Annotated in this window: 27 protein-coding genes; 15 read left to right on the top strand and 12 right to left on the bottom strand. The window is 60.8% G+C overall.

The window, feature by feature from the left end:
* Window positions 1–2: 2 nt before the first annotated feature.
* The 3 genes from NNA36_RS16340 to NNA36_RS16330 all read right to left on the bottom strand — a co-directional run bounded on the left by NNA36_RS16340 (window position 3) and on the right by NNA36_RS16330 (window position 2268).
* On the bottom strand, window positions 3–536 hold the full coding sequence (locus NNA36_RS16340) for an NADPH-dependent FMN reductase (protein WP_255108963.1): 534 nt from the start codon (window positions 534–536) through the stop codon (window positions 3–5).
* Window positions 537–641: 105 nt separating this feature from the next.
* Entirely contained in the window at window positions 642–1295 is a 654-nt protein-coding gene (locus NNA36_RS16335; RefSeq protein ID WP_255108961.1) for an OmpA family protein, read from the bottom strand.
* A 124-nt stretch (window positions 1296–1419) separates the two neighbouring features.
* Window positions 1420–2268 carry a bifunctional helix-turn-helix domain-containing protein/methylated-DNA--[protein]-cysteine S-methyltransferase gene (locus tag NNA36_RS16330; protein ID WP_255108959.1) on the bottom strand — a complete coding sequence of 283 codons (849 nt, stop codon included), beginning with the start codon at window positions 2266–2268 and terminating at the stop codon, window positions 1420–1422.
* A gap of 112 nt (window positions 2269–2380) precedes the next feature.
* Between NNA36_RS16330 and NNA36_RS16325 the strand changes: the two genes are divergently transcribed.
* The 7 genes from NNA36_RS16325 (at window position 2381) to NNA36_RS16295 (ending at window position 7692) form a co-directional block, all read left to right on the top strand.
* On the top strand, window positions 2381–3268 hold the full coding sequence (locus NNA36_RS16325; protein ID WP_255108957.1) for a fatty acid desaturase: 888 nt from the start codon (window positions 2381–2383) through the stop codon (window positions 3266–3268).
* 40 nt (window positions 3269–3308) lie between these two features.
* The gene (locus tag NNA36_RS16320) at window positions 3309–4130 is read left to right on the top strand and encodes an ion transporter (RefSeq protein ID WP_255108956.1); all 822 of its coding nucleotides are present in this window, start codon (window positions 3309–3311) and stop codon (window positions 4128–4130) included.
* Between the two features lie 35 nt (window positions 4131–4165).
* Complete coding sequence (locus NNA36_RS16315) at window positions 4166–4513, top strand: hypothetical protein (protein WP_255108955.1); 348 nt, start codon at window positions 4166–4168, stop codon at window positions 4511–4513.
* Window positions 4514–4620: 107 nt separating this feature from the next.
* Window positions 4621–5169 carry a TetR/AcrR family transcriptional regulator gene (locus NNA36_RS16310; RefSeq protein ID WP_255108954.1) on the top strand — a complete coding sequence of 183 codons (549 nt, stop codon included), beginning with the start codon at window positions 4621–4623 and terminating at the stop codon, window positions 5167–5169.
* A complete protein-coding gene (locus NNA36_RS16305; protein WP_255108953.1) occupies window positions 5166–6008 on the top strand; it encodes a sterol desaturase family protein in 843 nt (280 codons plus the stop codon). Before NNA36_RS16310 ends, NNA36_RS16305 begins: the two co-directional genes overlap by 4 nt.
* A 50-nt stretch (window positions 6009–6058) precedes the next feature.
* The gene (nth, locus tag NNA36_RS16300) at window positions 6059–6703 is read left to right on the top strand and encodes an endonuclease III (protein WP_255108951.1); all 645 of its coding nucleotides are present in this window, start codon (window positions 6059–6061) and stop codon (window positions 6701–6703) included.
* A complete protein-coding gene (locus NNA36_RS16295) occupies window positions 6700–7692 on the top strand; it encodes an adenosine kinase (RefSeq protein ID WP_255108949.1) in 993 nt (330 codons plus the stop codon). Before nth ends, NNA36_RS16295 begins: the two co-directional genes overlap by 4 nt.
* 78 nt (window positions 7693–7770) lie before the next feature.
* Here the strand turns inward: NNA36_RS16295 and NNA36_RS16290 are convergent, their stop codons facing one another.
* Both NNA36_RS16290 and NNA36_RS16285 read right to left on the bottom strand, forming a co-directional pair.
* Window positions 7771–8187, bottom strand: coding sequence for an OsmC family protein (locus NNA36_RS16290; protein WP_255108947.1), 417 nt, complete (start codon window positions 8185–8187; stop codon window positions 7771–7773).
* Window positions 8188–8211: 24 nt separating this feature from the next.
* The gene (locus NNA36_RS16285) at window positions 8212–9030 is read right to left on the bottom strand and encodes a sulfotransferase family protein (protein WP_255108945.1); all 819 of its coding nucleotides are present in this window, start codon (window positions 9028–9030) and stop codon (window positions 8212–8214) included.
* A gap of 150 nt (window positions 9031–9180) precedes the next feature.
* Here NNA36_RS16285 and NNA36_RS16280 point away from each other — a divergent pair, with 150 nt between their 5' ends.
* Complete coding sequence (locus NNA36_RS16280) at window positions 9181–10758, top strand: DUF5928 domain-containing protein (protein ID WP_255108943.1); 1578 nt, start codon at window positions 9181–9183, stop codon at window positions 10756–10758.
* A gap of 168 nt (window positions 10759–10926) precedes the next feature.
* On the opposite strand, the gene NNA36_RS16275 is transcribed toward NNA36_RS16280, so the two are convergent.
* Window positions 10927–11859, bottom strand: a complete 933-nt coding sequence (locus NNA36_RS16275; protein WP_255108941.1) for an ABC transporter ATP-binding protein — start codon at window positions 11857–11859, stop codon at window positions 10927–10929.
* Between the two features lie 97 nt (window positions 11860–11956).
* Here NNA36_RS16275 and NNA36_RS16270 point away from each other — a divergent pair, with 97 nt between their 5' ends.
* Window positions 11957–12139 carry a zinc-finger domain-containing protein gene (locus NNA36_RS16270; RefSeq protein ID WP_255108939.1) on the top strand — a complete coding sequence of 61 codons (183 nt, stop codon included), beginning with the start codon at window positions 11957–11959 and terminating at the stop codon, window positions 12137–12139.
* Window positions 12140–12213: 74 nt separating this feature from the next.
* Here NNA36_RS16270 and NNA36_RS16265 read toward each other — a convergent pair whose 3' ends face one another.
* A complete protein-coding gene (locus tag NNA36_RS16265) occupies window positions 12214–12873 on the bottom strand; it encodes a histidine phosphatase family protein (RefSeq protein ID WP_255108938.1) in 660 nt (219 codons plus the stop codon).
* Between the two features lie 208 nt (window positions 12874–13081).
* On the opposite strand from NNA36_RS16265, the gene fdhF reads away from it, so the two are divergent.
* The 3 genes from fdhF (at window position 13082) to NNA36_RS16250 (ending at window position 18093) form a co-directional block, all read left to right on the top strand.
* Window positions 13082–15856, top strand: a complete 2775-nt coding sequence (gene fdhF / locus NNA36_RS16260) for a formate dehydrogenase subunit alpha (protein ID WP_255108936.1) — start codon at window positions 13082–13084, stop codon at window positions 15854–15856.
* Window positions 15857–15895: 39 nt separating this feature from the next.
* Window positions 15896–16819, top strand: a complete 924-nt coding sequence (locus NNA36_RS16255) for an HNH endonuclease (protein WP_255108934.1) — start codon at window positions 15896–15898, stop codon at window positions 16817–16819.
* A 74-nt stretch (window positions 16820–16893) separates the two neighbouring features.
* A complete protein-coding gene (locus NNA36_RS16250; RefSeq protein WP_255108932.1) occupies window positions 16894–18093 on the top strand; it encodes a hydantoinase/carbamoylase family amidase in 1200 nt (399 codons plus the stop codon).
* Here NNA36_RS16250 and NNA36_RS16245 read toward each other — a convergent pair.
* Both NNA36_RS16245 and NNA36_RS16240 read right to left on the bottom strand, forming a co-directional pair.
* Window positions 18083–18331, bottom strand: a complete 249-nt coding sequence (locus NNA36_RS16245; protein WP_255108930.1) for a WGR domain-containing protein — start codon at window positions 18329–18331, stop codon at window positions 18083–18085. The genes NNA36_RS16250 and NNA36_RS16245 overlap by 11 nt on opposite strands.
* 58 nt (window positions 18332–18389) lie before the next feature.
* Window positions 18390–18671, bottom strand: coding sequence for a DUF1330 domain-containing protein (locus tag NNA36_RS16240; protein WP_255108928.1), 282 nt, complete (start codon window positions 18669–18671; stop codon window positions 18390–18392).
* A 99-nt stretch (window positions 18672–18770) separates the two neighbouring features.
* Here NNA36_RS16240 and NNA36_RS16235 point away from each other — a divergent pair, with 99 nt between their 5' ends.
* The gene (locus tag NNA36_RS16235) at window positions 18771–19643 is read left to right on the top strand and encodes a LysR family transcriptional regulator (protein WP_255108926.1); all 873 of its coding nucleotides are present in this window, start codon (window positions 18771–18773) and stop codon (window positions 19641–19643) included.
* Between the two features lie 71 nt (window positions 19644–19714).
* Here the strand turns inward: NNA36_RS16235 and NNA36_RS16230 are convergent, their stop codons facing one another.
* From NNA36_RS16230 to NNA36_RS16220, 3 genes are all read right to left on the bottom strand, one after another.
* Entirely contained in the window at window positions 19715–20113 is a 399-nt protein-coding gene (locus NNA36_RS16230; protein WP_255108924.1) for an MAPEG family protein, read from the bottom strand.
* Window positions 20114–20224: 111 nt separating this feature from the next.
* Complete coding sequence (locus NNA36_RS16225) at window positions 20225–20929, bottom strand: response regulator transcription factor (protein ID WP_255108922.1); 705 nt, start codon at window positions 20927–20929, stop codon at window positions 20225–20227.
* A 3-nt stretch (window positions 20930–20932) separates the two neighbouring features.
* Complete coding sequence (locus NNA36_RS16220; RefSeq protein ID WP_255108920.1) at window positions 20933–22840, bottom strand: PAS-domain containing protein; 1908 nt, start codon at window positions 22838–22840, stop codon at window positions 20933–20935.
* Between the two features lie 196 nt (window positions 22841–23036).
* Between NNA36_RS16220 and NNA36_RS16215 the strand changes: the two genes are divergently transcribed.
* Together NNA36_RS16215 and NNA36_RS16210 are read left to right on the top strand one after the other, a co-directional pair.
* The gene (locus NNA36_RS16215) at window positions 23037–25007 is read left to right on the top strand and encodes an AMP-binding protein (RefSeq protein ID WP_255108918.1); all 1971 of its coding nucleotides are present in this window, start codon (window positions 23037–23039) and stop codon (window positions 25005–25007) included.
* Window positions 25004–25819: an ABC transporter ATP-binding protein gene (locus tag NNA36_RS16210; protein ID WP_255108916.1), complete on the top strand. Its 816-nt coding sequence runs from the start codon at window positions 25004–25006 to the stop codon at window positions 25817–25819. The genes NNA36_RS16215 and NNA36_RS16210 overlap by 4 nt, the downstream gene beginning before the upstream one ends.
* Window positions 25820–25837: the final 18 nt, after the last annotated feature.

Raw genomic sequence — 25837 nt, 5'->3', positions numbered from 1 at the left:
CTCTAGCGGGTGATTTCGGCGCGCAGGGTGTCCATCAGTGCGGTCAGGTTCTTGACGTAGCTTTCCGAGATGCGGCCATCCTCGTCGAACTGGCTGCCGGAGGCGGCAACCATGACTTCGGGGCCGTTCACGACGCGGGCGCGGAAAGGCGCCATGGCAAGGCGCAGGTTGTTGTGGGCGCGGGCGCCGCCGGCGCGACCGGCCGCTGCCGTCATCAGGGCGACGGGCTTGTCGGTCCAGGGTTTCACATCCGCGCGGCTGGCCCAGTCGAGAGCGTTTTTCAGAACACCGGGGATGCCGCTGTTGTATTCGGGCGAGGAAATCAACACCGCGTCTGCCTCGGCGATCTGCTGCACGAGGGTCTGCGCGGCGGCGGGCAGGCCGGAGGCCTCTTCGAGATCGCCGTCGTAAAGCGGCATGTTCAGGTCTGCTTCGACATAGGTGGCCTCGCCGAACAGGCGGGCCGCCTCGCGCAGGAGTTTGCGGTTTGTGGACTCGCGGCGCAGGGCACCGGACAGGCCGAGAAGTTTGGTCATGGGGACATTCCTGTTCGCTGTTGTCAGTTCAGAACCTATGACGGGCGATCAGGAAAACAACAGGGGCCTGCCGCGCAGACCCCTGTGCAGGAATGCAGAGATGGATCAGGTCGCGTTGGGAAGGATCACGATCTCGACGCGGCGGTTCTGGGCCTTGCCGTCCTCGGTCAGGTTCGAGGCGATGGGCTGGTTCTCGCCTCGGCCGATGGTCTGGATGCGGTCGAAATCGACGCCGGCTTCCATCAGGCGGTCGGCCACGGCTTCGGCGCGGCGTTCGGAGAGATCCTGATTGTGTTCGGCAGAGCCGGTGTTGTCGGTGTGGCCGATCACCTGCACAACCGAGTCGGGATACTTCTGAAGGCTGCGGGCGACGGTGACCAGATCGTCGGACAGGGCCGGGCTGACATAGGCGCTGTCGGAGTCGAACAGGATGTCCTGCGGCAGGGTGACGATCAGGCGATCGCCGGTGTTCTCGATGGTGACATCGTCATCCAGTTCGCTGCGCAGCTCGGCCTCTTGCTTGTCGAGGTGGTTGCCGATCAGGGCGCCCGCACCGGCACCGATCACGGCGCCCTTGAGGGCATCGCCGCCCGTGACCTTGGCGGCACCGGCCCCAAGCAGACCACCCAGCAGGGCCCCCTGTTTGGTCTGGCGATAGCGGTCGCGCTCGCCCGCGTCACCGGTCACGTAACCGGGATCGGTACAGGCGGCCAAACCGCCGAGCGCGAGGGCGAAAAGGGGAAGGGTGATACGTTTCATGACTGCTGCCTCGTTTTGACTGTCGTTGCCGTCTTTTGCGGCCTTTCTTCCAATATAGGCGAACAGATGCCATCCCCCAAAGGTTTAGAGGGGGAAAAATAGGCGGATTTCGGCAAATTGGGGACTATTCCGCGTCTGCGCGCGCCCCCTCATAGGCCAACAGGCAGCGTTTGACCGGCAGACCCCAGTGATAGCCGCCCAGCGCGCCGGATTTGCGCAGCGCCCGGTGGCAGGGGATCAGCCAGCTGACCGGGTTGCGGCCGACGGCGGTTCCAACCGCACGCACGGCGCGGGGCATACCGATCGACTGGGCGATTTCCGAATAGGTGCTGACCTGCCCCGAGGGGATGCGCATGAGGGCTTCCCAGACCTTGATCTGAAGCGGCGAGCCGATCATGTAGAGCGGCGTCTTGTCGAGAGCGGCGCTGTCGGTCTGGTAGGCCGCGAGCACCCAGGGACGAAGGAACATCGGGTCTTCAACAAAGGTGGCCTTGGGCCAGCGCGACACGAGATCCTGCATCGCCCATTCCTCGCCGGTTTCCGAGGCAAAGCCGATGCCGCAGATGCCCTTTTCGGTGCCCATCACGAGGGACAGGCCGAAGGGGCTGTCGAACCAGCCCCAATAGATGGTCAGACCCGCGCCCTTGCGGGCGTATTCGCCGGGGCTCATGGCTTCCCAGCGCAGGAACAGATCGTGCAGGCGGCCCGACCCGGAGAGACCCACAGAGTTCGATGTTTCCAGCGTGGTGAAGTGATCGTGCAGCAGGGCCTTGGCATGGCCGAGGGTGAGGTATTGCTGGTATTTCTTGGGGCTGACGCCGGCCCACTTGGTGAAGAGGCGCTGGAAATGGGCCGGGCTCATGTCCATCGCGCGGGCGAGATCTTCGAGCGACATCGACTCGCCGCCCTGATCGATCAGGTCGATGGCGCGGCGCATGACGTTGAAATGATAGCCTTCGGTCATGTCGTTCATGGAAGCTCTCCTCGCTGCTTTTCCTGACAATAGGTGCGTGGCGGGCGCAATTCGACCCGATTGTTGCGCTTTTGACTTTGACCCGCTGGGCCAAGATGGCGTTACTGGGCGCATGGACCACAAGACGTTTCTGAAATCCCTTCCCGCCGAGGTGTCCGGGGCTTTGACGCGGCGCAGTGATGCGGCGGGTCTGCGGCATCTGGTGGCGCATCTGGGGTTGATTGCCCTTGCGGCGGTCTGGATCGCATCGGGCGGCCCGCTGTGGTGGGCGGTGGTGCCGGTGCAGGGTGTCATGATCGTTTTCCTGTTCACGCTCGAGCATGAGGCGACACACAAGACGCCCTTTGCCAGTGAGGCGCTGAACGAGTGGGTGGGCCGGTTCTGCGGCCTGCTTCTGGTGCTGCCGTTCGAGTGGTTCCGGTATTTCCACCTTGCGCATCACCGGTTCACCAACATCCCCGGCAAAGACCCGGAACTGGCCGATTATGACCGCAAACTTGACGCCTGGGGGCCGTTCCTGTGGCACGTGACGGGGGTGCCGTACTGGGGATCGCTGGCGAAACAGCTTTGGGTCAATGCGCGCGGGCGGGCGGATGCGTCCTATCTGCCCGAGCGGGTGAAGCCGCGCCTGAAACAAGAGGCGCGGATCATGCTGGGCGTTTATCTTTTGCTGGCGCTGAGCCTGTTGGTCACGCCGGTGGTGTTCTGGATCTGGGTGCTGCCGGTGCTGATCGGGCAGCCGTTTCTGCGGCTCTACCTGATGGCGGAACACGGGCGCTGTCCGAAGGTGGCGAACATGTTCGACAACACACGCACGACCTATACCAACGCGGTTGTCCGCTTTCTTGCCTGGAACATGCCCTACCACACCGAGCATCATGTCTTTCCTGCAGTGCCGTTCTACAAGTTGCCGGAACTGCATGGGGTGATGAAGGCGCATCTGCTGCATGAACAGGCGGGATACGCGGAATTCACCAAGGAGACAATCAAAGGCTTCTGAGCCGGTTGTCGCGCGCGCGGGCCTGCCCCATATACGGCCCATGACACAGGCCCCTGATTCCCCCGTTTCGAGCTTGCGCGACCGCATTGGTGCGGTTCTGGATCGCGCGATTGTCCGCAATGTCATCCTTGGCGTGATCCTGTTCAACGCGATCATCCTTGGATTGGAAACCTCGCCCGCCGTGATGGCGCGAGTTGGCGGGCTGATCCATTTCCTTGACGTGATCTGTCTGACGATTTTCGTGGTCGAGATCGTGGCCAAGCTGTTCGTGCACCGGATGCGGTTCTGGCGGGATGGTTGGAACATCTTCGATTTCATCATCGTTGCCATTTCGCTTGTGCCAGCGGCGCAGGGGCTTTCGGTGCTGCGGGCGATGCGTATCCTGCGTCTGTTGCGGGTGGTGTCGGTTGCACCGTCGCTGCGCCGCGTGATCGAGGGGCTGATCAACGCCCTGCCGGGGATGGGATCGGTGTTCCTTTTGATGGGGCTGATCTTCTATATCGGCGCGGTGATGGCGACCAAGCTGTTTGGTGAGTTGTTCCCGGAGTGGTTCGGCACCCTTGGTCAGTCGATGTATTCGCTGTTCCAGATCATGACGCTGGAAAGCTGGTCGATGGGGATCGTGCGCCCGGTGATGGAGGTTGCGCCCTACGCCTGGGCGTTTTTCGTGCCCTTCATCCTTGCCACGACCTTTATCATCCTGAACCTCGTGGTGGGTCTGGTGGTGAACTCGATGCAGGATGCACACCACGCCGAGGCGGACGAGCGCACCGATACCTACCGTGACGAGGTTCTGAACCGCTTGGGCGAGATCGAAGCGATGCTGAAGGCCCAAGCGCGGGACAAAGACACGCAAGCGTGACTTGTGAGCCGCATGGCCTGCCGTATGGTGGGGCCATGCGATATCTGATCCCATTTCTTCTGTTGGCCACGCCCGCGTTGGCGGAATTTCCCGTTGTCGAATCCGCGAAGGCGCAGAAGGCAGGATCGGGATGGCGCTATGACGTGACGCTGAGCCACCCTGACACGGGATGGGAGCACTATGCTGATGGCTGGCGGGTGGAAACGCCCGAGGGTGAGGTGCTTGGCGTGCGCGAGTTGCTGCATCCCCATGTGACCGAGCAACCCTTCACGCGCTCCTTGTCGGGGGTTGTGGTTCCGGAGGGGTTCAAGGCAGTGCATATCCGGGCGCGCTGCAACCTTGATGGGTGGTCTGACACGGTGTTTGTGCTGCCGCTGGAGTAGAAAGCCCCCGCGCAGGTCTGAAAAAATACCCTTTGAGAACCGTGCTTTGCGCGGTTTTTCTTTGCGTTTTATTGACATCTTTGTCTCTAATGAGACATCTGTGTATCATGACGAGTAAAACAGAAACATCCATAATCGAAGCGGGCTTTGCCGTCTTTGCGGCGAAACCCACCGCCACCCTTGCCGATGTGGCCGAGGCCGCCGGTGTTGGCCGGGCCACCCTGCATCGCCACTTCAAGGGTCGCGAGGACCTGATGATCGCGCTTGCGCATCGGGCGATGGAAGAGCTGGACGCGGCTGTCGAGGCCGCGACCAAAAACGCCACCAGCTATACCGAGGGCCTGCGCCTTGCGCTTGAGGCGATGATCCCCCTGGCCGAACGGCAGATGTTCCTCGAGAAAGAGCCGCTGGACAACGTGCCGTCGATTGCCGAGGCGCGAAAACGCGATGCTTTCGAGCTTGCCGAAGCTGTTGACAAAGCCAAGGCCGAGGGCGGGTTCGCACAGGACGTGCCGACGCCATGGATCGTGCAGGCCTATGAAAACCTTCTGTTCGCCGCGTGGATCATGGTGCGCGACGGTGAGGCAACCCATCGACAGGCGGCGACGCTGGCCTGGCGCACCCTTCAATCCGGCGTATCAGGAGGCACGGCATGACATCCGAAACCTTTACCACTCTGGTCACCCAGATCGACGAGGTGTTCTTTCTGATCGGTGCGGCCATCCTGTTGATCGAGATCGCCGAGGCCGCCTTCAAGGGCAATTTCCGGCGCAAGACATTCTTTGAGATGATCGCCAGCGCTTCGACGCAGATCCCCTATCTGCTGATCGAGATCACGCTGATGACCTTTGCCTACGGGGTTCTGTTCCTGCTGAGCGCGACGTTTATCTCGTGGCAGATCCCCACCACTTGGGTGACGGTTGTGGCCGCCATCGCGCTGGCCGATTTCACCTATTACTGGGAACACCGGATCGCCCACGAGGTGCGCCTGCTGTGGACACAGCACGCGGTGCACCATTCCTCGCGGGATTATAACATCATCACCGGCATCCGGTTTGGCCCGCTGGAAAGTCTGTGGTCGCTGATTGCCCATGTGCCCATGGTCCTGATCGGGTTCAGCCCTGAAGTGGTCCTTGGATCGGCTCTTGTGGTGCTGGCCTACCAGACCTGGCTGCATACCGAGCTGATCGGCAAGCTGGGTCCGTTGGAATGGGTGCTGAACACCCCGTCGCACCACCGGGTGCATCACGGCAGCGACGCCAAGTACCTGGATCGCAACTATGGTGGCATCACCATCATCTGGGATCGCCTGTTCAACACCTTCCAGGTCGAGGAAGAGCGGCCGCGCTATGGGCTGACCACAGATTTCGACAGCCAGAACCCGATCAAGGTGTGGTTCTCGGAAATCCCGGCGCTGGTGCGTGATCTGCGACGCGCGAAATCGGGGCGTGAAGTCTGGCACTATCTGTTCTCCGGACCCGGCTGGAAACCCTGAGCCGTGCATTGCCCCTTGCCGGGTCAACCGGCAAAGGGCATACCGCACACATGGCCAAGCAACTTGATTATCATACGATCCGCGAGATCTTTACGCGGTTCCAGGCAGCCGAAGCCGAGCCCAAGGGCGAGCTGGACCACGTCAACGCCTATACGCTGGTGGTGGCGGTGGCCCTGTCTGCGCAAGCCACCGACAAGGGCGTGAACCGCGCCACTGCCGAACTGTTCAAGATCGCCGATACGCCCGACAAGATGCTGGCGCTGGGCGAAGAAGGGGTGATCGAACACATCAAGACGATCGGCCTTTACCGCAACAAGGCAAAGAACGTCATCAAGCTGTCGCGCATCCTTGTTGAACAATACGGCGGCGAAGTACCCTGTTCGCGGGCCGCGCTTGAGGGCCTGCCGGGCGTCGGGCGCAAGACGGCAAACGTGGTGCTGAACATGTGGTGGCAATATCCGGCACAGGCCGTGGACACCCATATCTACCGGTTCGGCAACCGCTCGGGCGTGTGTCCGGGCAAGGACGTGGTCGCGGTTGAACGCGCCATTGAAGACAATATCCCCGTGGATTTCCAACTCCACGCCCACCACTGGATGATTCTGCACGGACGCTATGTCTGCAAGGCGCGCAAACCTCTGTGCGGCACCTGTCTCATCCGCGATCTCTGCATGTTTGAGGACAAGAACCTATGAGCAAGACCTACAAGGTTGTCGGCATCGGCAACGCCATCGTGGATGTGTTGACCACGGCGGAAGACACTTTCCTTGAGATGATGGGCATCGAAAAGGGCATCATGCAGCTGGTCGAGAAGGACCGCGCCGAGGTTCTTTACGGCGCTATGGACAACCGCAAGCAGGCAGCGGGCGGCTCGGTCGCAAACACGCTGGCGGGGATCGGCAAGCTGGGTCTGAAAACCGGCTTTGTCGGGCGTGTGCATGATGACGCGCTGGGCCATTTCTATGCCGACGCGATGGAGATGGACGGCACCCGTTTCGTGAACCCGCCGGTGGCGGGCGGCGAGTTGCCGACCTCGCGCTCGATGATCTTCGTCTCGCCCGATGGCGAGCGATCGATGAACACCTACCTTGGCATTTCCGCCGAACTTGGCCCCGAGGACGTGGACGCCGCCGTGGCCGCCGATACCGAGATTGTCTTCCTCGAGGGCTATCTGTTCGACAAGGACAAGGGCAAGGAAGCCTTTATCGCGATGGCACGGGCTTGCCGCGCCGCGGGCGGCAAGGCGGGGATCGCGATTTCCGATCCCTTCTGTGTCGAGCGGCACCGCACCGATTTCCTGATGCTGATCGAACACGAGCTGGACTATGTCATCGGCAACGAGGACGAGATCAAATCGCTGTTCGAGACCGATGACCTCGAAGAGGCGCTCGAGAAAACCGCCGCAATCTGCCCGCTTGTGGCCTGTACCCGCTCGGGCGATGGCGTCTCGATCATCCAGAACGGTGTTCGGGTCGACGTGCCGGTCGAAAAGATCATCCCGGTGGATGCCACCGGTGCCGGCGACGGTTTTGCCGCCGGTTTCCTGTTTGGCCTCGCCACCGGCGCCGACATCCGCACCTGTGGAGAGATGGGCTGTACCGTGGCCGGCGAAGTGATCCGCCACATGGGCCCGCGCGCCGACCGCAACCTTCAGGCCCTGTTCCGCGACAAGGGGCTGCTCTAAGCGCCCCTGTCTTCTTCTTGGAAAAATACCCCGGGGTGAGCCCGCAGAGCGAGGGGCAGAGCCCCTTTCTCGCGGAGCTTACTCGGTGTCCACCACTTCAAAGTCGTGAGTAACCTCTGCCGTGGCCGCCATCATGGCCGAGGCTGAACAGTATTTGTCGACCGAAAGCGCGATGGCCTTTTCGACCTTGGCTTCACCGACGCCACGGCCCTTGACGATGAAATGCAGGTGGATGCGGGTAAAGACCTTGGGGTCGGTCTCGGCGCGATCGGCGTCGACCTCGACCTGCACGTCCTCGATGCGCTGGCGCTGCTTTTCGAGGATCGACACCACGTCATAGGCCGAACAGCCCGCAGTGCCGAGCAGCAAAAGCTCCATCGGGCTCGGGCCGGGGGTGCCGCCTTCGCCGTGACTGGTGCCCAGAACGATGCTGTGGCCCGTGCCCGACGTGCCGACAAAGGTGCGGCCCTCGGCCCATTTGATCCGTGCTTTCATGGTGGTCTTCCTGACTACGGGGCCTTAATCGCCCAGCTTTGCGTGGACTTCTTCAAGGTCGATCTCGCCGATCGGCATCTTGTTGGACGGGTCTTCGAAATCGTATTTGAACAGATCGAAATCGCGTTTGTAGATTTCGTAGACCAGGTGCATCGACAGATCGTCGAAATAGTCTTCGACCGGATGGGCGCGCTTGGGGCCGTGGCCTTCGGATTCGTTGAACCGCGGGATGGCGTTGATGTCGACCTCGGCCTTGGTGTCGATGGCGTCCAGCACCGATTGCATGCCGTCGTTGAACTTTTCGGTCCAGAAGATGTTGTCATACCGCCCGCCGTTCACGATGAAGGTCGAGACGTGGCCGGACATCGCCGACCAGTGGATGTCGGGGTCCATCGGGCGGCGCCAGCGGATGGTGTCGCGGGCGAACAACAGGAAGCGGCGGAAGCTCTTGATCTGGTCGAACTCCTGCTTGCCGTCATCGCCACCGACCTCGATGCCGTATTTCTGGATCAGCATCGGCACGAGATTGCCGCGATAGCGTTTGCCGTTGCGCTGGATGCCGCAGATCTTGTCGAAGAAGGACGACAGGATGCGGGTGTAGGGGTTGCGCACGCAGGTGAAGGCGTAAGAGCCGTGTGACTGCACGTTACGCGTGATCGGATCCTGGCTCGCGTCGATGGCCCACTTATGCATGCCACCTGTGGCATCGTGAATATCGCCGTCAAAAAATTCGCCGTGATCGGAATAATACATGATCTGACCGATGGTCGAACACGCGCATTTGGGAACAACGCGGTAAACCACGCTTTCGCTTTCGGTCATCCAGGTGCCGGGAAAGCCCATATCTCAATTGCCTCCAGTATCACCGTGATCCGGACATTTCGGCCACAGTTTGGTTTGCCAGTAAAAAAGCAAAGAAAGTCTGTTTATTCAACGTCCGTTCAGCATTATTGAGATAAACAATCAATGTAAAACGGGGTGTTGGTTTCCAATATGGCAAAAATCGCCTTTATTCTTCTGTGTCATAAGGACCCCGAGGCGATCGTAAAGCAAGCTCAGATGCTGACTGCGGCGGGGGATTATATTTCGATCCACTTCGACGCGCGCGCCAAGAAAGAGTATTTTCAGCTCATCCAGGACGGTCTCGCCGACAATCCGAACGTGGCCTATGCCACCAAGCGCATCAAGTGCGGCTGGGGTGAATGGTCGCTTGTCGAGGCCACGCTTTATGCCGTCGAAGCCGCGGTCGAGGCCTTTCCGCGCGCCACCCATTTCTACATGCTGTCGGGCGATTGCCAGCCGATCAAGACGGCGGACTATATCCATGACTACCTCGATGACAACGATTGCGACGTGATCGAGAGTTTTGATTTCATCGAAAGCGACTGGATCAAGACCGGGATGAAGATGGATCGCCTGATCTATCGTCACTGGTTCAACGAACGGACCCAGAAACGGCGGTTCTATGCCTCCTACAATCTGCAGAAACGTCTTGGCCTGACGCGTGAAATCCCGCCGGACATCCAGGTGCAGATTGGATCGCAGTGGTGGTGTCTGCGGCGCCAGACCATCGAGGCGGTGCTGGAGTTCACCCGCAAGCGCAAGGATGTGATGCGGTTTTTCCGCACGACCTGGATTCCCGATGAGACGTTTTTCCAGACCATCGTGCGCCACCTTGTGCCCGAACGGGAAATCCGCACCCGCACGCTGACCTTCCTGATGTTCACCGACTACGGGATGCCGCTGACCTTCTACAACGATCACTATGACCTGTTGCTAAGTCAGGACTATCTGTTTGCCCGCAAGATCAGCCCTGAGGCATTGGACCTCAAGCAGCGGCTGGCGGACCTGTTTACCGCCAAGGACGTGCGGTTCCAGATTTCGGCGGAAGGCCCGAGCCTGTTCAAGTTCCTGACCGGTCGCGGCCGGATCGGGCGGCGGTTTGCCTCGCGGTTCTGGGAGACGGAATCGACGCTTGGACGGGACCGCGAATTGCTGATCATCGTCTGCAAGAAGTGGCACGTCGCCAAGCGGCTGACCGAGAATATCGCCCAGACCACGGGGCTGGCGGCGATTGCCTATCTGTTCAATGAGGAAAGCACGCCACTGCCCGATCTTGGCGGCATTCAGGCCACGCTGGGCAAGCGGACGCGCCACCGCCGGGCGCTGATGCGGATGCTGTTTGACTATTTCGATACCAACCGGCTGGTGATCTGTCTTGATCCCTCGTCGGTGGACCTGCTCTATGACTTCTTTGGCGACCGCTCCGGCACGCGTCTTCTTGAGCTTGAGTGCAAGTTTTCCGATGAATACCTCGTCGGCCATGCCTCGCGAATTGGTCTGGCGGGATCGCAGACCCCGGCCGAGACGATCCAGCGCCTGTTGCCGACAATCCGTCAGGATATTGTTCTGGAAGGCGACCGCATTCGCGATGCCAACTTTGAAAACCACGTGCGGATGCGTGAGGGCGACGATGTGGCGGACCACGTCGCCGTGTTGAAGGAGTTTCTGTCGATCAATGACGAGGCGGCAGAGAAGCTGGCGAAGACACAGCACCTGTTCGCGGATTGATCGCGCGGGAAAGCGGGCAATCATTTTCCGATCTACCGAGCTGATAGGGAAACGCCCGGCGGCACCGCCGGGCCGCTCCTGCCTGCCCCCCGGCAGGCGCATTCGCGCCCGCCCAGGCAGTCGCTGCCCTATGGGCAGGTGGAAAAGCCAGGCAAACCTGCTCTTGCGTCAGCGGCTTGAGGTAATGGACAGGAAGACGTCTTCGAGGTCGGCCTGTTCGGTTTTCACGTCGCGGATGCGGATACCGGCGCTGTGGACGGCTTCGAGCACGGCTTCGGCGGTGATCTTGCTGGCTTCGTAGCTGAAGGCGAGGGTGCCATCGTCGCGGCGGCAGGCGCTGAGGCCCTCCATCTCGGGCAGGGTCTCGGGGCGGTCCATCGGGTCGATCACCATGGTCTTGCGGTCGATCTGGCCGAGCAGGTTGCGGGTGCTGTCGCGGGCGACCAGTTCGCCGTGGTTGATGATGGCGATCTCGTCACACATTTCCTCGGCTTCCTCGAGATAGTGGGTGGTGAGGATGATGGTCATACCGCGGTCGCGGTTCAGCTTGCGGATGTTGGTCCAGAGCATCTGGCGCAATTCGATGTCGACGCCCGCCGTGGGTTCGTCGAGTACGAGGATTTGCGGATGGTGGACCAGCGCCTTGCCCAGAAGCAGGCGACGACGCATACCGCCTGACAGGGTACGGGCATAGGCTTCGGCCTTGTCGGAGAGACCGATCATTTCAAGGATCTCGTCAGAGCGGCGTTGGGATTTCGGGACACCGTAAAGGCCCGCCTGCACCTCAAGCGCACCGCGGGGAGAGAAGAACGGGTCGAGGTTCAGCTCCTGTGGCATGACGCCGATGGCGGCCCGTGACTGGCGCGGGTTCTGATCCTGGTCGAATCCCCAGATGTTCACGCTGCCCGCGCTTTTGGTGACAAGGCCGGCCATGATGTTGATCATGGTCGATTTTCCGGCACCATTGGGGCCAAGCAGGCCAAAGATCGACCCGGCGGGAATATCAAGGTCGATGCCCTTGAGAGCGTGTTTCTCGGGCTCGCCCTTGCTGCCACGGTAGGTCTTTTTCAGGCCGCGAATCTCGATGGCGTTCTGCGTCATGGCTGCTCTTGCTCCCGGGGCTTTGATCGCTCATATTCGCGCATAACGAAACCGGTGCGAATGAACAACCGGAACGACATCAGAAGGACGATAGGCAATGACGACTGAAGCGCCCGAAACCAAGATCGTGGACAGCTACAAGGTGGCCTGTGACGGCGGCGAAGGCGCGCTTGGCCATCCCCGCGTCTACCTGCAAATCCCCGCCGAAGAGGGGTTTGTCGAATGCCCCTATTGCGATTGCAAATACATCCATCGCGATTTTGCCGACAAGGCGGCCTGATCCGGCCCTATAGCGGCACATCTGAAAGACACGGGCAGACCCCCTGACGGGGTTTGCCCTTTGGTGCCTGCGGCTCAGAGGTGGGTCTGGGCGTATTGGCGATCCGGCGCTTCGAGGTGGGCAACGCCGTTGAATTGAACCAGCAGCGGTTGTTCCAGCACCATCTGCCAGCGATGCACCGAGGTGTTCATGATCGCGAGGCACATCTTGGCCCAGCCCTGCACATCAAGAGACAGGGTCTGGCGCAGGACCATGCCGATCAGGCCCCCTGACGTGACCACCAGTGCGCGGCCCTGACCGGCGGCGATTTCGGCCATGACATCGCGGACCCGCGATTCGAACTGGGCATAGGTTTCCGGCGCGCCCTCGATCTCTCCACGCTCCCATGCCCCAAGCACGGTTGGCAGGTGTTCGACAAAGCCCTCGCGCTCGGACGGGACCGACAGGCCGTGCTGTTCTTCCATCAGCTGGGACAGGGTGAAGTAGGTGAATTCATTGAGACGTTCGTCGCGCACGATGGTCGCGTGGGCCTCGGCCCCCATGCTGATGGCGGTCTCAATATGGCGGGTCAGCGTGCCGCAATACACACGTTGAAACCGGTCCCCCGTGGCCTCCATATGCGCCCCCAACCAGCGCGCCTGTTGATGGCCGAGGTCGGACAGGCGGTCATAGGAGATTTCATCGCGGGCATCGGTGTTGGCCTGACCGTGGCGAACGAGTGTAATGTGGGGCATCGGGATATCCTTTGACTATGCCCCTTGCCTAAGCCAGCGGGCGACGCGCGGAAAGGGCAAATGCGCCGCCAAGTGCCGCGTGACGCATCGGAATTTCCGGTGTGCAAAGGTGTGCCGCTTGGCGCAAATATACCCCGGCCTGTCGGATTGAGCGACTCGCCCAAGCGCGACGCTGGGGTATGGTGGCGCGGAATCCATGGAGACACGCATGTCCGAAACCATCAAATTCACGCTGGACGGTGAAACCGTCGAAGCCAAGCCCGGAGAGACCATCTGGGAAGTCGCCAACGGCCGTGGTCTGGTCATTCCGCATCTCTGCCACAAACCGGCACCGGGCTATCGCCCTGACGGCAACTGCCGCGCCTGTATGGTCGAGATCGAGGGCGAACGTACCCTTGCCGCCTCCTGTATCCGCGAGCCGCAAGAGGGCATGGTGGTCACCACCAACAACGCCCGCGCCACCAGTGCCCGCAAGATGGTCATGGAAATGCTTGTGGCGGACCAGCCCGAGAAGGCAGAGGCGCACGACAAGTCTAGCCACCTTTGGGAGATGGCCGAGCTGAACGGTGTCGAGGAAAGCCGTTTTCCGAAGCTGGAAGAGGGCCGTATCCCGCTGTTGGATGACAGCCACGTCGCGATGCGCGTGAACCTGGATGCCTGTATTTCCTGTGGTCTCTGCGTGCGGGCCTGCCGCGAAGTGCAGGTGAACGACGTGATCGGCATGGCCGGCCGTGGCCATGATGCCTATCCGACTTTCGACATCATGGACCCGATGGGCCAGTCGACCTGTGTGGCCTGTGGCGAGTGCGTTCAGGCCTGCCCGACCGGCGCGCTGATGCCTGCCACGGTTGTGGATGACGCCCAGGTTGGCGACAGCAAGGATTACGACAGCGAAACCGAAAGCGTCTGCCCGTTCTGCGGTGTGGGCTGCAAGGTGTCGCTCAAGGTGAAGGACGGCAAGGTCAAATATGTCGAGGGCATCAACGGCCCGGCGAACGAAGGCCGCCTCTGTGTCAAAGGCCGTTTCGGGTTTGACTATATCCACCACCCCCACCGTCTTACCAAGCCTCTGATCCGTCGCGAAGACGCACCGGCCAAGGGCCTGAACGTCGATCCGGGCAACCTGTCGACCCACTTCCGCGAAGCATCCTGGGAAGAGGCGATGGATCTGGCTGCCAAGGGCCTGATGAAACTGCGCGCGGAAGATCCGCGTTCGGTGGCGGGCTTTGGCTCGGCGAAATGCACCAACGAAGAGGCCTATCTCTTCCAGAAGTTCATCCGCCAGGGGTTCAAGCACAACAACGTCGACCACTGCACCCGCCTGTGCCACGCCTCTTCGGTGGCGGCGCTGATTGAGAACGTGGGTTCGGGCGCCGTGACCGCGACCTTCAACGAAATCGAAAACGCCGACGTGGCCATCGTGATCGGGTCTAACCCGATCGAGAACCACCCGGTTGCCGCGACCTACTTCAAGCAGTTCACCAAGCGTGGCGGCAAGCTGATCGTGATGGATCCGCGCGGTGTGGGCCTGCGTCGTTTTGCAACCGAGATGGTTCAGTTCCGTCCCGGTGCCGATGTGTCGATGCTGAACGCGATCATGAACGTGATCGTCGAGGAAGAACTCTACGACAGCCAGTATATCCACCGCTGGACCGAGAACTGGGACGCCGAGAAAGAGCACCTGAAGCAGTTCACCCCGGAGAAGATGTCGGAAATCTGCGGCGTCAGCCCCGAGCAGCTGCGCCGCGTGGCGCGCACCTTTGCCGGTGGCAAGGCAGGCCTGATTTTCTGGGGCATGGGCGTGTCGCAACACATCCACGGTACCGACAACTCGCGTTGCCTGATCTCGCTGGCGCTGATGACCGGTAACGTCGGCAAGCCGGGGGCAGGTCTGCACCCGCTGCGCGGCCAGAACAACGTACAGGGCGCCTCTGACGCGGGCCTTATCCCGATGTTCCTGCCGGACTATCAAACCGTGACCTCGGACGAGGTGCGCGAAAAGTTCACGCAGGTCTGGGAGTCGGAGGACTTCTCGAACGAGAAGGGCCTGACCGTGACCGAGATCGTGGACCAGGCCTATGCCGGCAACATCAAGGGCATGTACATCCAGGGTGAGAACCCGGCGATGTCGGACCCGGACGCCGATCACGCGCGGGATGCCTTTGCCAAGCTTGAGCTGATGATCGTGCAGGACATCTTCCTGACCGAAACGGCGAACTATGCCGATATCATCCTGCCGGCCTCGGCGCTGTATGAAAAGAACGGCACCGTGTCGAACACCAACCGCCAAGTGCAGCGGGTGCGCCCCGCGGTGACGCCTCCGGGTGAGGCGCGCGAGGACTGGTCGATCACGGTCGAACTGGCGCAGCGCATTGGTCTGAACTGGGATTACACCGATGTGAGCCAGGTCTTTGACGAGATGAAGAAGACCATGAAGTCGCTCGACAACATCACCTGGGAGCGTCTCAAGACCGAGACCATCACCTATCCGTCGCTGCACGAGACCGACCCCGGTCAGGCGATCGTGTTCGGTGATGGCTTCCCGCGTCCCGAGGGCCGTGCCCGCTTTACCCCGGCTTCGGTGATCCCGCCGGATGAGGCGCCGGACGCAGAGTTCCCGATGATCATGACCACCGGGCGTCAGCTGGAACACTGGCACACCGGGTCGATGACCCGCCGCTCGAAGGTGCTGGATGCGGTCGAGCCGGAAGCGAACTGTTCGCTGAACCCGCGCACGCTCAAGCTGATGGGGATCGAGCCGGGCGAGATGATCCGCCTGTCGACCCGCCGTGGCTCAATCGAGATCATGGCGCGCGCCGACCGCGCGATTGCCGAGGACATGGTGTTCGTGCCGTTTGCCTATGTGGAAGCGGCCGCCAACATCCTGACCAACCCGGCGCTGGACCCCTACGGCAAAATCCCCGAGTTCAAGTTCTCGGCAGTGAAGGTCGAGAAGATCGAGGGCCAGATCGCGGCGGAATAAGCTCTTGAAAATCATAGCCATAGGGCGTTCTATCGCCCTATGGCCAATTCAGTTTTCATTCAAAACCCAATTTCGATTTACGACGATCGCCCTGGCATCGCCTACCACTTTCCCAAGATTTACCTTCGTCGCGTTGAAGAATGCCTAGGTGATTGGGTTATTATCTATGAAGGAAAAAAGGGTGCTCTTGGTTACACGTCAGTTGTAAAGATTGACGCGATTGTCGAAGATCCTTCGAAGCCGAACCACTATTTTGCAGTCTTTGAAGAAGGCACCCAGTGGGAATTTGAACAAACAGTACCACGCAACAATCCATTTGGGCTGGCCTATGAGCACAGTCTAAGAGGTCATGACGGCTCTGCAATGTCCGGTGGAGCGAGCGTTTCAGCGGTTCGTCGCATATCATTTGATGAGTTTTCATCCATTGTGAGTGCGGGCTTGAAGCCACTGGAAGGGCCGAACGCATTACCGCGCGAGGCAATGTTTGATGCCCAAGGCTCCACTGGTTTCGCGGATGGTCAGGCGCCGTTTGTCGGCCCGCTATTGCAAGAGTTTCGAAAGGAAGTTTTGACGTCCCGGCCGGCGCGAGACCAGTCGTTCGCCCGAGCGGTCAAAGCCGCATATCAAGGACGCTGTGCAATATCCGGTCTGGACTTGAGGAACGGAGGTGGTCGCGCTGAAGTTCAGGCCGCGCATATCAGACCAGTCAAAGACAAGGGTCCCGACATAGTCATAAACGGTTTGGCGCTCTCAGGAACTGTCCATTGGATGTTTGACAGAGGTCTCATTTCAGTAGGGGAGAACTTCGAGATTTTGGTTTCCGAAAACAAAGTTTCGTCTGAAGTTCGAGGCCGGCTAATCGCTCCTGGCGGCAAGTTGTTTCTACCTAGAAACCCTCGGCATCATCCTCACCCAGAGTTTCTAAAATACCATAGAGAGAATATTTTCGGAGCTGCAGCTTAAGTCACGACTGTTACGGAGATTGCGGGTGCCTCCGGCGGGAGTATTTTGGGGTGCATTGAAGAGAGGGTGTGGTCATGAAAGTGGATTCGGCGCGGTTTCTTGAGGACTTGCATGGCTTGCGGCAGTTCGGGGCGTCTGGTGAGGGCAAGGGCGTGGTGCGGCCGGCGTTTTCCGAGCCGGATGTGGCGGCGCGACGGTGGTTGATGGACCGGATGCGGGCGGCGGGACTGTCGGTGCATGTGGATCCGGTGGGGTCAATCTGGGGATTGGCCGAGGGGCCGTCTTTGTTGTTGGGATCGCATAGTGACAGCCAGCCGGAAGGCGGGTGGCTGGACGGGGCGCTTGGGGTGATTGCGGCGCTCGAGATCGCCCGTGCGGCGCAGGAGGCCGGTGGGCCGGCGGTGTCGGTGGTCTCGTTCCAGGACGAGGAAGGCCGGTTTGGCGTGACCACGGGCAGCGCGATCTGGGGCGGCGTCCTGCCGCTCGAGACGGCGGACGCGCTGACCGATCGTAACGGGGTGCGATTCGTCGAGGCGCGGGCCTCCATGGCTGATATGGCCGGGGATTTTGTGGATCCGGGCCGGTTCACCGGTTTTATCGAGATGCATATCGAGCAGGGTCCCTGGCTGGATCAGGCGGGCGAGATGATTGGCGTGGTCACCGACATCGTGGGTATTCGCGACATGCGGATCACCCTTGAGGGCGAGCAGAATCACGCGGGCACCACACCGATGCACCTGCGCCGGGACGCGGTTCAGGGGATGGTGGAGTTTGCCACGCGGTTGAATGCGGCACTTGCTGGGGTGGTTACGCCGGAGACGGTCTGGACCATTGGTCATGTGAACGTGCATCCGAATGCCTCGTCGATCGTGCCGGGCAAGGTGACCTTCTCGATGCAATGGCGCGACGCCGAGGTGGCGCGCTTGCAGGAGATGGAGGGGATCATTCGCAGCCTTGCCGAGGAAGTTGCCGGGGCGCGGGGGCTGGATTTGAGTTTCGGGCCGATGCTGGGGCTGGAGCCGGTGGCGATGGATGACCGGCTGCGCGGGGCTTTGGCCGAGAGCGCCGAGCGGCTGGCCGCGGGGCGGTGGCGCGAGATGCCTTCGGGGGCGCTGCATGATGCCACCAACGTGGCGCGGCACATGCCGGTGGCGATGCTGTTCGTGCCGTCGATCAACGGCATCAGCCATGCCTTTGCCGAGGACACGGACGAGGCCGATCTGGTGACGGGGCTGGAGGTTCTGGCTGGCGCTGTGGCGCGGCTTACGAACTGACCAATGCGCGGTCGCTGCGGCTGTAGCCGCGGCGCAGGGCGCGGTTGCGGAACCGGTCGGCGGCCCGTGAGGCATCGAGCAGGTTGCCGAAGAGGTCGATGCGCGACACCGGTTTGCCGCCGGAAATACCCCATTCGCGCAGAACGGAGACTTCGTTGAAGAGGTTGAAGGCGATCTCGACGCGGTAGTAACGCGGGCGGGCCGCGCGGCTGCGTCGATAGAGAATGCAAACAGGCATGGGGTGACTCTATTGCACCGCGAATCCGGGTGCAATAGAGACTGAATGCGAGACTAATTCACCCCAAAAGCACGATATCCGAGCCGCCAGCCTCACGGCGCAGGGCGTGGACGTCGGCCAGCTCGGGATCGTTGATCCACCCCAGCGCGCTGTCCTTGTCGGGGAAGGACAGGATGGCGGCGACGTCGGGCACATCGGGGGTGCCGTCAATGCCCATGCTGTTGGCGCTGGCCTGTTCGACCTTGCCGCCGTGACGGGCGAGGGCGGGGCCGGCGACCTCGCGGTATTTGGCAAGGGAGTCGGGGTTGGTGACGGTGAGTTTCGCGTAGGCGTAGATCATGGGATGGTCCTTTCGGTGTCTGTGATGGCCTCAAGCTAGGCAGCACCGAGGTGCGAGAAAACGCGTGTCTTTGCATCAGTGATGTGCGAAAATGCATGTATGGCGGCACAATGGGATGATCTTCGCACGGTGATGCATCTGGTGCGCGGTGGCTCGCTTGCTGCGGCGGCCAAGGCCTTGGGGGTGAACTACACCACCGTCTCGCGGCGTATTGCCCGGGCCGAGACGGCGCTTGGGGTGACCCTGTTCGAGCGGCTTGCCGATGGTTATCGCCCGACCGAAGACGGGCTGGCGGTGGCGCGCCATGCCGCGGAAATGGAAGCGCGCGAACACGACCTGATGCGTGATCTGACCCAGCGTGATGCGCGGCTGGAGGGGCGGCTTGTGGTGACGGCGCCGCAGCTGATGATCGGCCCCCTGCTGGGGGAGGTGATTGACCGGTTCATGGCCAGCCATCCGAATGTTGATCTGCACCTGAGGGCGTCGAATGACCTTATCGATCTTGGGCGCCGCGAGGCGGATCTTGCCATTCGTATCAGCAATGATCCGGGCGACAGCCTCAAGGGGCTTCGGCTGACGGCGCAGCAGTCAGCTGCCTTTGCGGCCCCGCGTTGGGCAGAGCGCCTGGAGGCTGATCCGGAGACGTTGGTGGACTGGATTGTCTATGACGCATTGGGGCGTGTGCCGGGCGGCATTGATCCGGCTTACGCCAACCACCGGATGCTATTGCAGTGCAACGATATGGCGGCGATGGTGGGAATGGCGCAAGCGGGGCTCGGGGTGGTACGGATGCCGCTGTTTCTTGGCCGGGTCAGCCCGGGTCTTGTGCAGGTGCCGGTGCTTGCGCCGCAACCTTATGCCGATGTCTGGCTGGTGGCCCATCCCGACATCTGGTCTTCGGCCAAGGTTGCGGCGTTCCGCGAGTGTTTGGTGCCACAGTTCCGCGCAAGGCAGGCCCTGTTCCTTGCCTGAGTTCAAAAAAGGCCCCCATGACCAGAGAGGGGTTCATGGGGGCAGAGGGAGTGAACCCTTGTGGGAGGAGCTCAGATCACTCCGAAAACGCGCAGGGCCAGACCGATCGTGGAGAAGGCCGCCAGCGCGAATGCCAGCGTGCGCAGGACCACGATGCCCAGCACGTAAATTATGTAGTGAGCGATAATTCCGATGAAGAAGGTCATCGCCAGGATGCCGGGATAGCCATCCTCGGGCATCTTGATCATCGCGAGAATGGCCAGCGGGGCGAACGCGGCGAAAGCTTCAACTGAAACCAGATGCGCGCGTTGCGCCCGCTGAGCCCATGCCGATTGTGGCGTGGCGTCAGGATCGTAGTTCGCAAGTGCGCCCATCAGACCGCGCACCATGATCCGATCCAGGATGTAGGGCACCCATGCCACGGCGATCCACAATGCGGTAAGGGCTGTGTACTGCTCGAGACTGCTCATAGTTGTTTCCTACCTGTCTGCACGGGTAGGATAACATAATATGGGGGATTTACCTACATTTTGTTGTTTTTTGGGTTTTGAGATCAATTTATGGGGGTGTTTCGGGCCATCTCAACCCCAGGAAACATCCCCCAGAAAGATATAGCCGGCACCGTATATCGTCTTGATAAGGCGGGGGTTCTTGGGATCTTCCTTGAGCTTGGTGCGCAGGCGCGAGATACGCACATCCATGGCGCGGTCAAAGCTCTCGCCGGCGGCGCCACCAAGGGTTTCCTGCATGTGCGCCCGGCTGATCAGGCGTTTGGGGCTGTCGAGGAACAGGCGCAGGACCTCGCCTTCGGCGTGGCTGAAGGTGGTTTCGGTGCCGGTCTCATCTTCCAGCACGTAGCGGTCGAAATAGGCGGTCCAGCCGTTGAAGCGCGCGGTGTTGCTCGAGGCGGGCGAGGCCGGGCGTTCCTTGCGCAGACGGGCGCGAACGCGGGCGACCACTTCGGCGGGATCGAAGGGTTTGATGATATAGTCATCGGCCCCCAGTTCGAGGCCGGTGACCCGATCCTGCACCTGCGCGCGGCCCGAGATGATGATCACGGCGGCCCCTTGTTCAAGCGCAAGACGGTGCACAAGGGTCAGGCCGTCCTTGTCGGGCAGGCCGAGATCCACAAGGCAGACATCGGGCGTGGTGGTTTGCAGGGCCGCTTCGAATTCGGTGGCACGGCCAAAGCCCATGGTGCGAAAACCCGCGTCTTCGAGGGCATCGGCCAGCATCGAGCGGATTTCGGGTTCGTCATCAAGAATGGTCACGAGCGGAGCGGTCATGGGTCACCTCGCATGCAGGAAGGCATCAAGCTGTCCGGCGCTGAACGGTTTTGACAGAACAGGGGCACGGGCAGCCCCCTCGATATAGAGGGGGTGGGTCTGCGGCAAGGAGGTCATCAGGAAAGATGGCACCCCGTCGCTTGGCAATGTGCGGATTAGGTCGACGCCGGTGGCCTCGCCTTCAAGGGAAATATCAGACAGGACAATCGAGATGTCGGGCACCTGCGCCAGCAGGATCTGGGCTTCGTCAACGCTGGCGGCTTCGATCACGGTGTGGCCCATCTCGGTCAGCATGTCCCGGATCAGGCCACGAAGGTCGGGGTTGTCCTCGACCAGCAGGGCAAGGCCGGGTGTTGAATCACGCTTGGCACGGCGCAGCGGCAGGCGCAGGGTCACGCAGCCGCCAACATCGGTATTCTCCAGCCGCACCTCGCCGCCCGCCAGTTTGGTCACGTCATAGACCATGGCAAGACCAAGGCCCGATCCCTCGCTGCCCTTGGTGGTGAAGAACGGATCAAGCGCGTGTTTCAGGGCTTCTTCGGAAAAGCCCGTCCCGGTGTCACAGACCCGCAGTTGCACCCAGGTGTCGTGAACAATGTCGGCGTCGAGCGTGATAGCCCCGTGGCCGGTGCAGGCATCGCGCGCGTTCAGGACAAGATTGAGTAGCGAATCCTGCAACATGCCGGGATCGACAAGCAGGGTTTCGTTGGGAATGTGGTCATTGATGGTCAGCGATATGCCCGCCGGAAGGGTTGATGTAGCCAGCGTGTTCAGGTCGGCAAAGAAGGCGGCCATGTTGGTGGGCTGCATTTCCGGTGCGCGGTGGCCGGTCATGTCGGCGATGCGGTTGAGAAGCGTGCCGCCACGATGGGTGGCGGCCAGCGTGGCTTCGACCAGTTCGCTGGCGTCTTCCGACAGGGGCATCTTCTGAAGTTTCGACTGCATCCCGAGGATGATCGTCAGCAGGTTCGAGAAATCATGCGCAAGGCCGCTTGTCATCTGCGCGGCGATTTCGCGGCGCCGGGTCTGTTGCAGGGCGACGCGGGTCTGGGTTTCCTCGGTGATGTCCATCGACAGGATATAGACGCCCCGTTCCTCGCCGGTTCCGCTGTCAGGGGTAAAGGCGGTGCGGATGCGCCGCGTGCTCATGTGGTCGTTGAATTCAAATGCCGAGGCCTTGCCCTTGAAAGCATCGTCGAGATGCGGGCGAATGGCCTTGTAGGCGGAGTCGCCAAGGGCGTCGCGAATATGCTGGCCGATGATGTTCGACGGCCGGCCTGGCATCACGGAATTCAGCCTGCGGTTGGAATAGGTGTAGCGCCGGTCGGGGCCGACATGGGCGATATGCGCCGGCATCATCTCGGTGGTCAGGCGGGTGCGGGCCTCGGAGATCGAGATCTGGCGCTTTGCCTCTTCCAGCGCGGTGATGGTTGATTCGAGCTGACGGTTGGTGGCCGAAAGCTCTTCGGCGTATTGCAGCAGCTGATCCGAGAGTTCCTCGGAGCGTGAGCGCAGCAGCAACTCCTGCCGACGGGTGGCGGTGATGTCGGTGTAAACGGCGACCCACCCCCCTTCGGGCAAGGGGAAGCCCTCGATACTGACCCAGCGGCCATTTGACCGCTGACGTTCCACATAGTGCGCTTCGAATGCGAGGGCCTGATCAACCTTGCCTTGAACGAAGGTTTCGATGTCTTCGATCTCGCCGTATTCTCCGCGCTCCGTAAGGTAGCGTATGGTCTCTGCAAAATCGGCACCGGGTGTCGCCAAATGGCTGGGAAGACGGAACATTTCCCGAAATCGTGCATTGGAAACGGCCAGTTTCAGATCGCTGTCATAGATCGAAAGCGCCTGTTGGATCAGGTTCAGGCCGGCCATTGTCATGGCCTGAATCGTGCCGGAAGTGGCGGGCATTTTCAGGTCCTCCTTCACTATGGCTAACACCGGTTTCACGGGTACGAAAAGCAGGAAATGTGCCCTGTTACAATTCGTAAGGATTGGGAAATGTTCAGGAAAAAGTTGACGCACAGTCTGAAACCCGCACCTTAGTGGTGGAGGAATCGTTTCGGCGATTTGGCCCGTAGAGGCGGGCTTTAGGGAGGATTAGAATTTGGCACAGTCGTCACAGGCGACCGGTGGGCTTGCGTCCATTCCGGCGCTTTTGCAGCGTAACGCCACCCTGTACGCAGAAAAGTCTGCATATCGGGAAAAGGAGTTCGGGATCTGGCAGACCTGGACTTGGGCAGAAACCGAGAAAGAGATTGAAGCGCTAGCGCTTGGGTTGATCAACCTCGGCGTTAACGAGGGCGATTTCGTCGCCATCATCGGCCGCAATCGGCCGTATTTCTATTTCGCGATGGTCGCCGCCCAGTCGGTCGGTGCCGTTCCGGTGCCGGTCTACAACGACAGCGCTGCGGAAGAGATGGAGTACATCCTTGGTCACTGCGGCGCGCGTTTCGCCATCGTGGAAGACCAGGAACAGGTCGACAAGATCATCGAGATCCAGGAGCACCTGCACCAGTTCGAGCACATGATCTACATCGATCCGCGTGGCATGCGTAAGTACGACCACCACGCGCTGCACGAGTATAGCCACGTGCAGAACCAGGGCCGTGCCGCCTATGACGAGTTCATCACCGATCTCAAGGAGCGCCGTGAGAAGCTGACTTACGACAGCACCTGCGTGATGCTCTACACCTCGGGCACCACCGGCCGCCCCAAGGGCGTGGTTCTGTCGAACCGCAACGTGATCGAATCGGCCAAGAACGCCTCCGAGTTCGACAACCTGACTTCGGAAGAGGAAATCCTCTCCTACCTGCCGATGGCATGGGTGGGTGACTTCATCTTCTCGGTGGGCCAGGCCTACTGGTGCGGGTTCTGCGTGAACTGCCCGGAATCGGCGGACACAATGATGACCGACCTCCGCGAGATCGGCCCGACCTACTTCTTCGCTCCGCCGCGCGTGTTCGAAACCCAGCTGACCAACGTGATGATCCGCATGGAAGACGCGGGTAACTTCAAGCGTAAGACGTTCCACAAGTACATGGAGCACGCCAAGAAGGTTGGTGGTGACATTCTGGACGGCAAACCTGTGAGCGGTGCTGATCGTCTCAAGTATGCAATCGGCAATGCGCTGGTTTACGGCCCGCTGAAAGACACGCTTGGCCTTGGCCGCGTGCGCGTTGGCTATACTGCCGGTGAAGCGATTGGTCCGGAAATCTTTGAATTCTACCGTTCGCTGGGCATCAACCTAAAGCAGCTTTACGGCCAGACCGAAGCGACCGTCTTCATCACCGTTCAGCCTGATGGCGAAGTGCGTGCCGACACCGTTGGCGTGCCTGCACCGGATGTCGAGATCAAGATCGACGACAGCGGCGAGATCTTCTACCGCTCGCCCGGCGTGTTCGTCGAATACTACAACAACCCGGATTCCACTGCGTCGACCAAGGACGCCGAGGGTTGGGTTGCCACGGGCGACGCGGGCTTTTTCGAAGAGAAATCCGGTCACCTGCGCATCATCGACCGTGCCAAGGACGTTGGCAAAATGGCCGACGGCAGCATGTTTGCGCCGAAGTTCGTTGAGAACAAACTCAAGTTCTATCCGGACATCCTCGAAGCGGTTCTGTTTGGCAATGGCAAGGACAAGTGCGTTGCCTTTATCAACATCGACCTGACCGCAGTGGGCAACTGGGCCGAGCGCAACAACGTGGCTTATGCGTCCTATCAGGAACTGGCGGGTCACCCCAAGGTTCTGGACACCATCCAGGAACACGTTGAGACGGTGAACAAATCGGTTGCCGAAGACCCGATGCTGTCGGGTTGTCAGATCCACCGCTTCCTTGTTCTGCACAAGGAACTGGACGCCGATGACGGTGAAATGACCCGGACCCGTAAGGTGCGTCGTGTCGTGGTTGCCGACAAGTTCAAGGATCTGGTGGACGGTCTGTATGACGGCTCGACCTCCGTCGATACCACCACCGAGGTGACCTATGAAGATGGCCGCAAGGGCAGCATCAGCGCGACGCTGGAACTGCGTGACGCTGCCGTGGTCTCAACCGCAGCAAAGGTAGCCGCAGAATGAGCACGCAGGAAAGCTACGTCACCGAAGACGGCCGCACGATCGGTCCGACCGTGATGGAAATGAAGAACATCACGCTGCGCTTTGGCGGTGTGAAGGCGATCACCGACATTTCGTTCGACATCCGCGAGGGCGAAATCCGCGCCATCATCGGCCCGAACGGTGCCGGCAAATCGTCGATGCTGAACGTCATCTCGGGCTTCTACGTCCCGCAGGAGGGTGAGGTCTGGTACAAGGGCAAGAAACGCCCGCCGATGAAACCCTATCAGGTCGCTGAACAGGGCATCGCCCGGACCTTCCAGAACATCGCGCTGTTCGAAGGCATGACCGTTCTCGACAATGTCATGACCGGTCGTATCCGTCAGATGAATGCGGGCCTGTTCAGCCAGGCGATCTGGAAGGGCAAGGCCGAGCAGGAAGAGATCGAGAACCGCGAATTCGTGGAAAAGATCATCGACTTCCTCGAAATCCAGCACATCCGGAAAACTCCTGTTGGCCGTCTTCCCTATGGTCTCAAGAAGCGGGTGGAACTGGCGCGTGCGCTGGCGGCGGAACCGTCGATCCTGCTGCTTGACGAACCGATGGCCGGCATGAACGTCGAAGAGAAGGAAGACATGTCGCGCTTCATCCTCGACATGAATGACGAATTCGGCACCACCATCGCCCTGATCGAACACGACATGGGCGTTGTGATGGACCTTTCCGATCGTGTTGTCGTGATGGATTACGGCAAGAAGATCGGTGATGGCACGCCCGACGAAGTGCGCTCGAACCAGGCGGTGATCGACGCCTATCTGGGGGTGTCGCATGACTAATCAACGCACTGAGAAACA

The sequence above is a fragment of the Shimia sp. CNT1-13L.2 genome (assembly GCF_024331145.1).
Taxonomy (GTDB): domain Bacteria; phylum Pseudomonadota; class Alphaproteobacteria; order Rhodobacterales; family Rhodobacteraceae; genus Shimia.
Note: the sequence above shows the minus strand (reverse complement) of the source record. Positions and strands in the feature narration are given on the sequence as shown.

What these genes read in the sequence shown, in the direction of transcription:
- NNA36_RS16340 (WP_255108963.1), bottom strand. Translation starts at nt 536, where the DNA reads ATGACCAAACTTCTCGGCCTGTCCGGTGCCCTGCGCCGCGAGTCCACA.
- NNA36_RS16320 (WP_255108956.1), top strand. Translation starts at nt 3,309, where the DNA reads ATGACACAGGCCCCTGATTCCCCCGTTTCGAGCTTGCGCGACCGCATT.
- NNA36_RS16210 (WP_255108916.1), top strand. Translation starts at nt 25,004, where the DNA reads ATGAGCACGCAGGAAAGCTACGTCACCGAAGACGGCCGCACGATCGGT.
- NNA36_RS16295 (WP_255108949.1), top strand. Translation starts at nt 6,700, where the DNA reads ATGAGCAAGACCTACAAGGTTGTCGGCATCGGCAACGCCATCGTGGAT.
- NNA36_RS16280 (WP_255108943.1), top strand. Translation starts at nt 9,181, where the DNA reads ATGGCAAAAATCGCCTTTATTCTTCTGTGTCATAAGGACCCCGAGGCG.
- nth (WP_255108951.1), top strand. Translation starts at nt 6,059, where the DNA reads ATGGCCAAGCAACTTGATTATCATACGATCCGCGAGATCTTTACGCGG.
- NNA36_RS16240 (WP_255108928.1), bottom strand. Translation starts at nt 18,671, where the DNA reads ATGATCTACGCCTACGCGAAACTCACCGTCACCAACCCCGACTCCCTT.
- NNA36_RS16255 (WP_255108934.1), top strand. Translation starts at nt 15,896, where the DNA reads ATGGCCAATTCAGTTTTCATTCAAAACCCAATTTCGATTTACGACGAT.
- fdhF (WP_255108936.1), top strand. Translation starts at nt 13,082, where the DNA reads ATGTCCGAAACCATCAAATTCACGCTGGACGGTGAAACCGTCGAAGCC.
- NNA36_RS16245 (WP_255108930.1), bottom strand. Translation starts at nt 18,331, where the DNA reads ATGCCTGTTTGCATTCTCTATCGACGCAGCCGCGCGGCCCGCCCGCGT.
- NNA36_RS16290 (WP_255108947.1), bottom strand. Translation starts at nt 8,187, where the DNA reads ATGAAAGCACGGATCAAATGGGCCGAGGGCCGCACCTTTGTCGGCACG.
- NNA36_RS16225 (WP_255108922.1), bottom strand. Translation starts at nt 20,929, where the DNA reads ATGACCGCTCCGCTCGTGACCATTCTTGATGACGAACCCGAAATCCGC.
- NNA36_RS16315 (WP_255108955.1), top strand. Translation starts at nt 4,166, where the DNA reads ATGCGATATCTGATCCCATTTCTTCTGTTGGCCACGCCCGCGTTGGCG.
- NNA36_RS16230 (WP_255108924.1), bottom strand. Translation starts at nt 20,113, where the DNA reads ATGAGCAGTCTCGAGCAGTACACAGCCCTTACCGCATTGTGGATCGCC.
- NNA36_RS16250 (WP_255108932.1), top strand. Translation starts at nt 16,894, where the DNA reads ATGAAAGTGGATTCGGCGCGGTTTCTTGAGGACTTGCATGGCTTGCGG.
- NNA36_RS16325 (WP_255108957.1), top strand. Translation starts at nt 2,381, where the DNA reads ATGGACCACAAGACGTTTCTGAAATCCCTTCCCGCCGAGGTGTCCGGG.
- NNA36_RS16235 (WP_255108926.1), top strand. Translation starts at nt 18,771, where the DNA reads ATGGCGGCACAATGGGATGATCTTCGCACGGTGATGCATCTGGTGCGC.
- NNA36_RS16310 (WP_255108954.1), top strand. Translation starts at nt 4,621, where the DNA reads ATGACGAGTAAAACAGAAACATCCATAATCGAAGCGGGCTTTGCCGTC.
- NNA36_RS16275 (WP_255108941.1), bottom strand. Translation starts at nt 11,859, where the DNA reads ATGACGCAGAACGCCATCGAGATTCGCGGCCTGAAAAAGACCTACCGT.
- NNA36_RS16270 (WP_255108939.1), top strand. Translation starts at nt 11,957, where the DNA reads ATGACGACTGAAGCGCCCGAAACCAAGATCGTGGACAGCTACAAGGTG.
- NNA36_RS16335 (WP_255108961.1), bottom strand. Translation starts at nt 1,295, where the DNA reads ATGAAACGTATCACCCTTCCCCTTTTCGCCCTCGCGCTCGGCGGTTTG.
- NNA36_RS16220 (WP_255108920.1), bottom strand. Translation starts at nt 22,840, where the DNA reads ATGCCCGCCACTTCCGGCACGATTCAGGCCATGACAATGGCCGGCCTG.
- NNA36_RS16285 (WP_255108945.1), bottom strand. Translation starts at nt 9,030, where the DNA reads ATGGGCTTTCCCGGCACCTGGATGACCGAAAGCGAAAGCGTGGTTTAC.
- NNA36_RS16330 (WP_255108959.1), bottom strand. Translation starts at nt 2,268, where the DNA reads ATGAACGACATGACCGAAGGCTATCATTTCAACGTCATGCGCCGCGCC.
- NNA36_RS16305 (WP_255108953.1), top strand. Translation starts at nt 5,166, where the DNA reads ATGACATCCGAAACCTTTACCACTCTGGTCACCCAGATCGACGAGGTG.
- NNA36_RS16265 (WP_255108938.1), bottom strand. Translation starts at nt 12,873, where the DNA reads ATGCCCCACATTACACTCGTTCGCCACGGTCAGGCCAACACCGATGCC.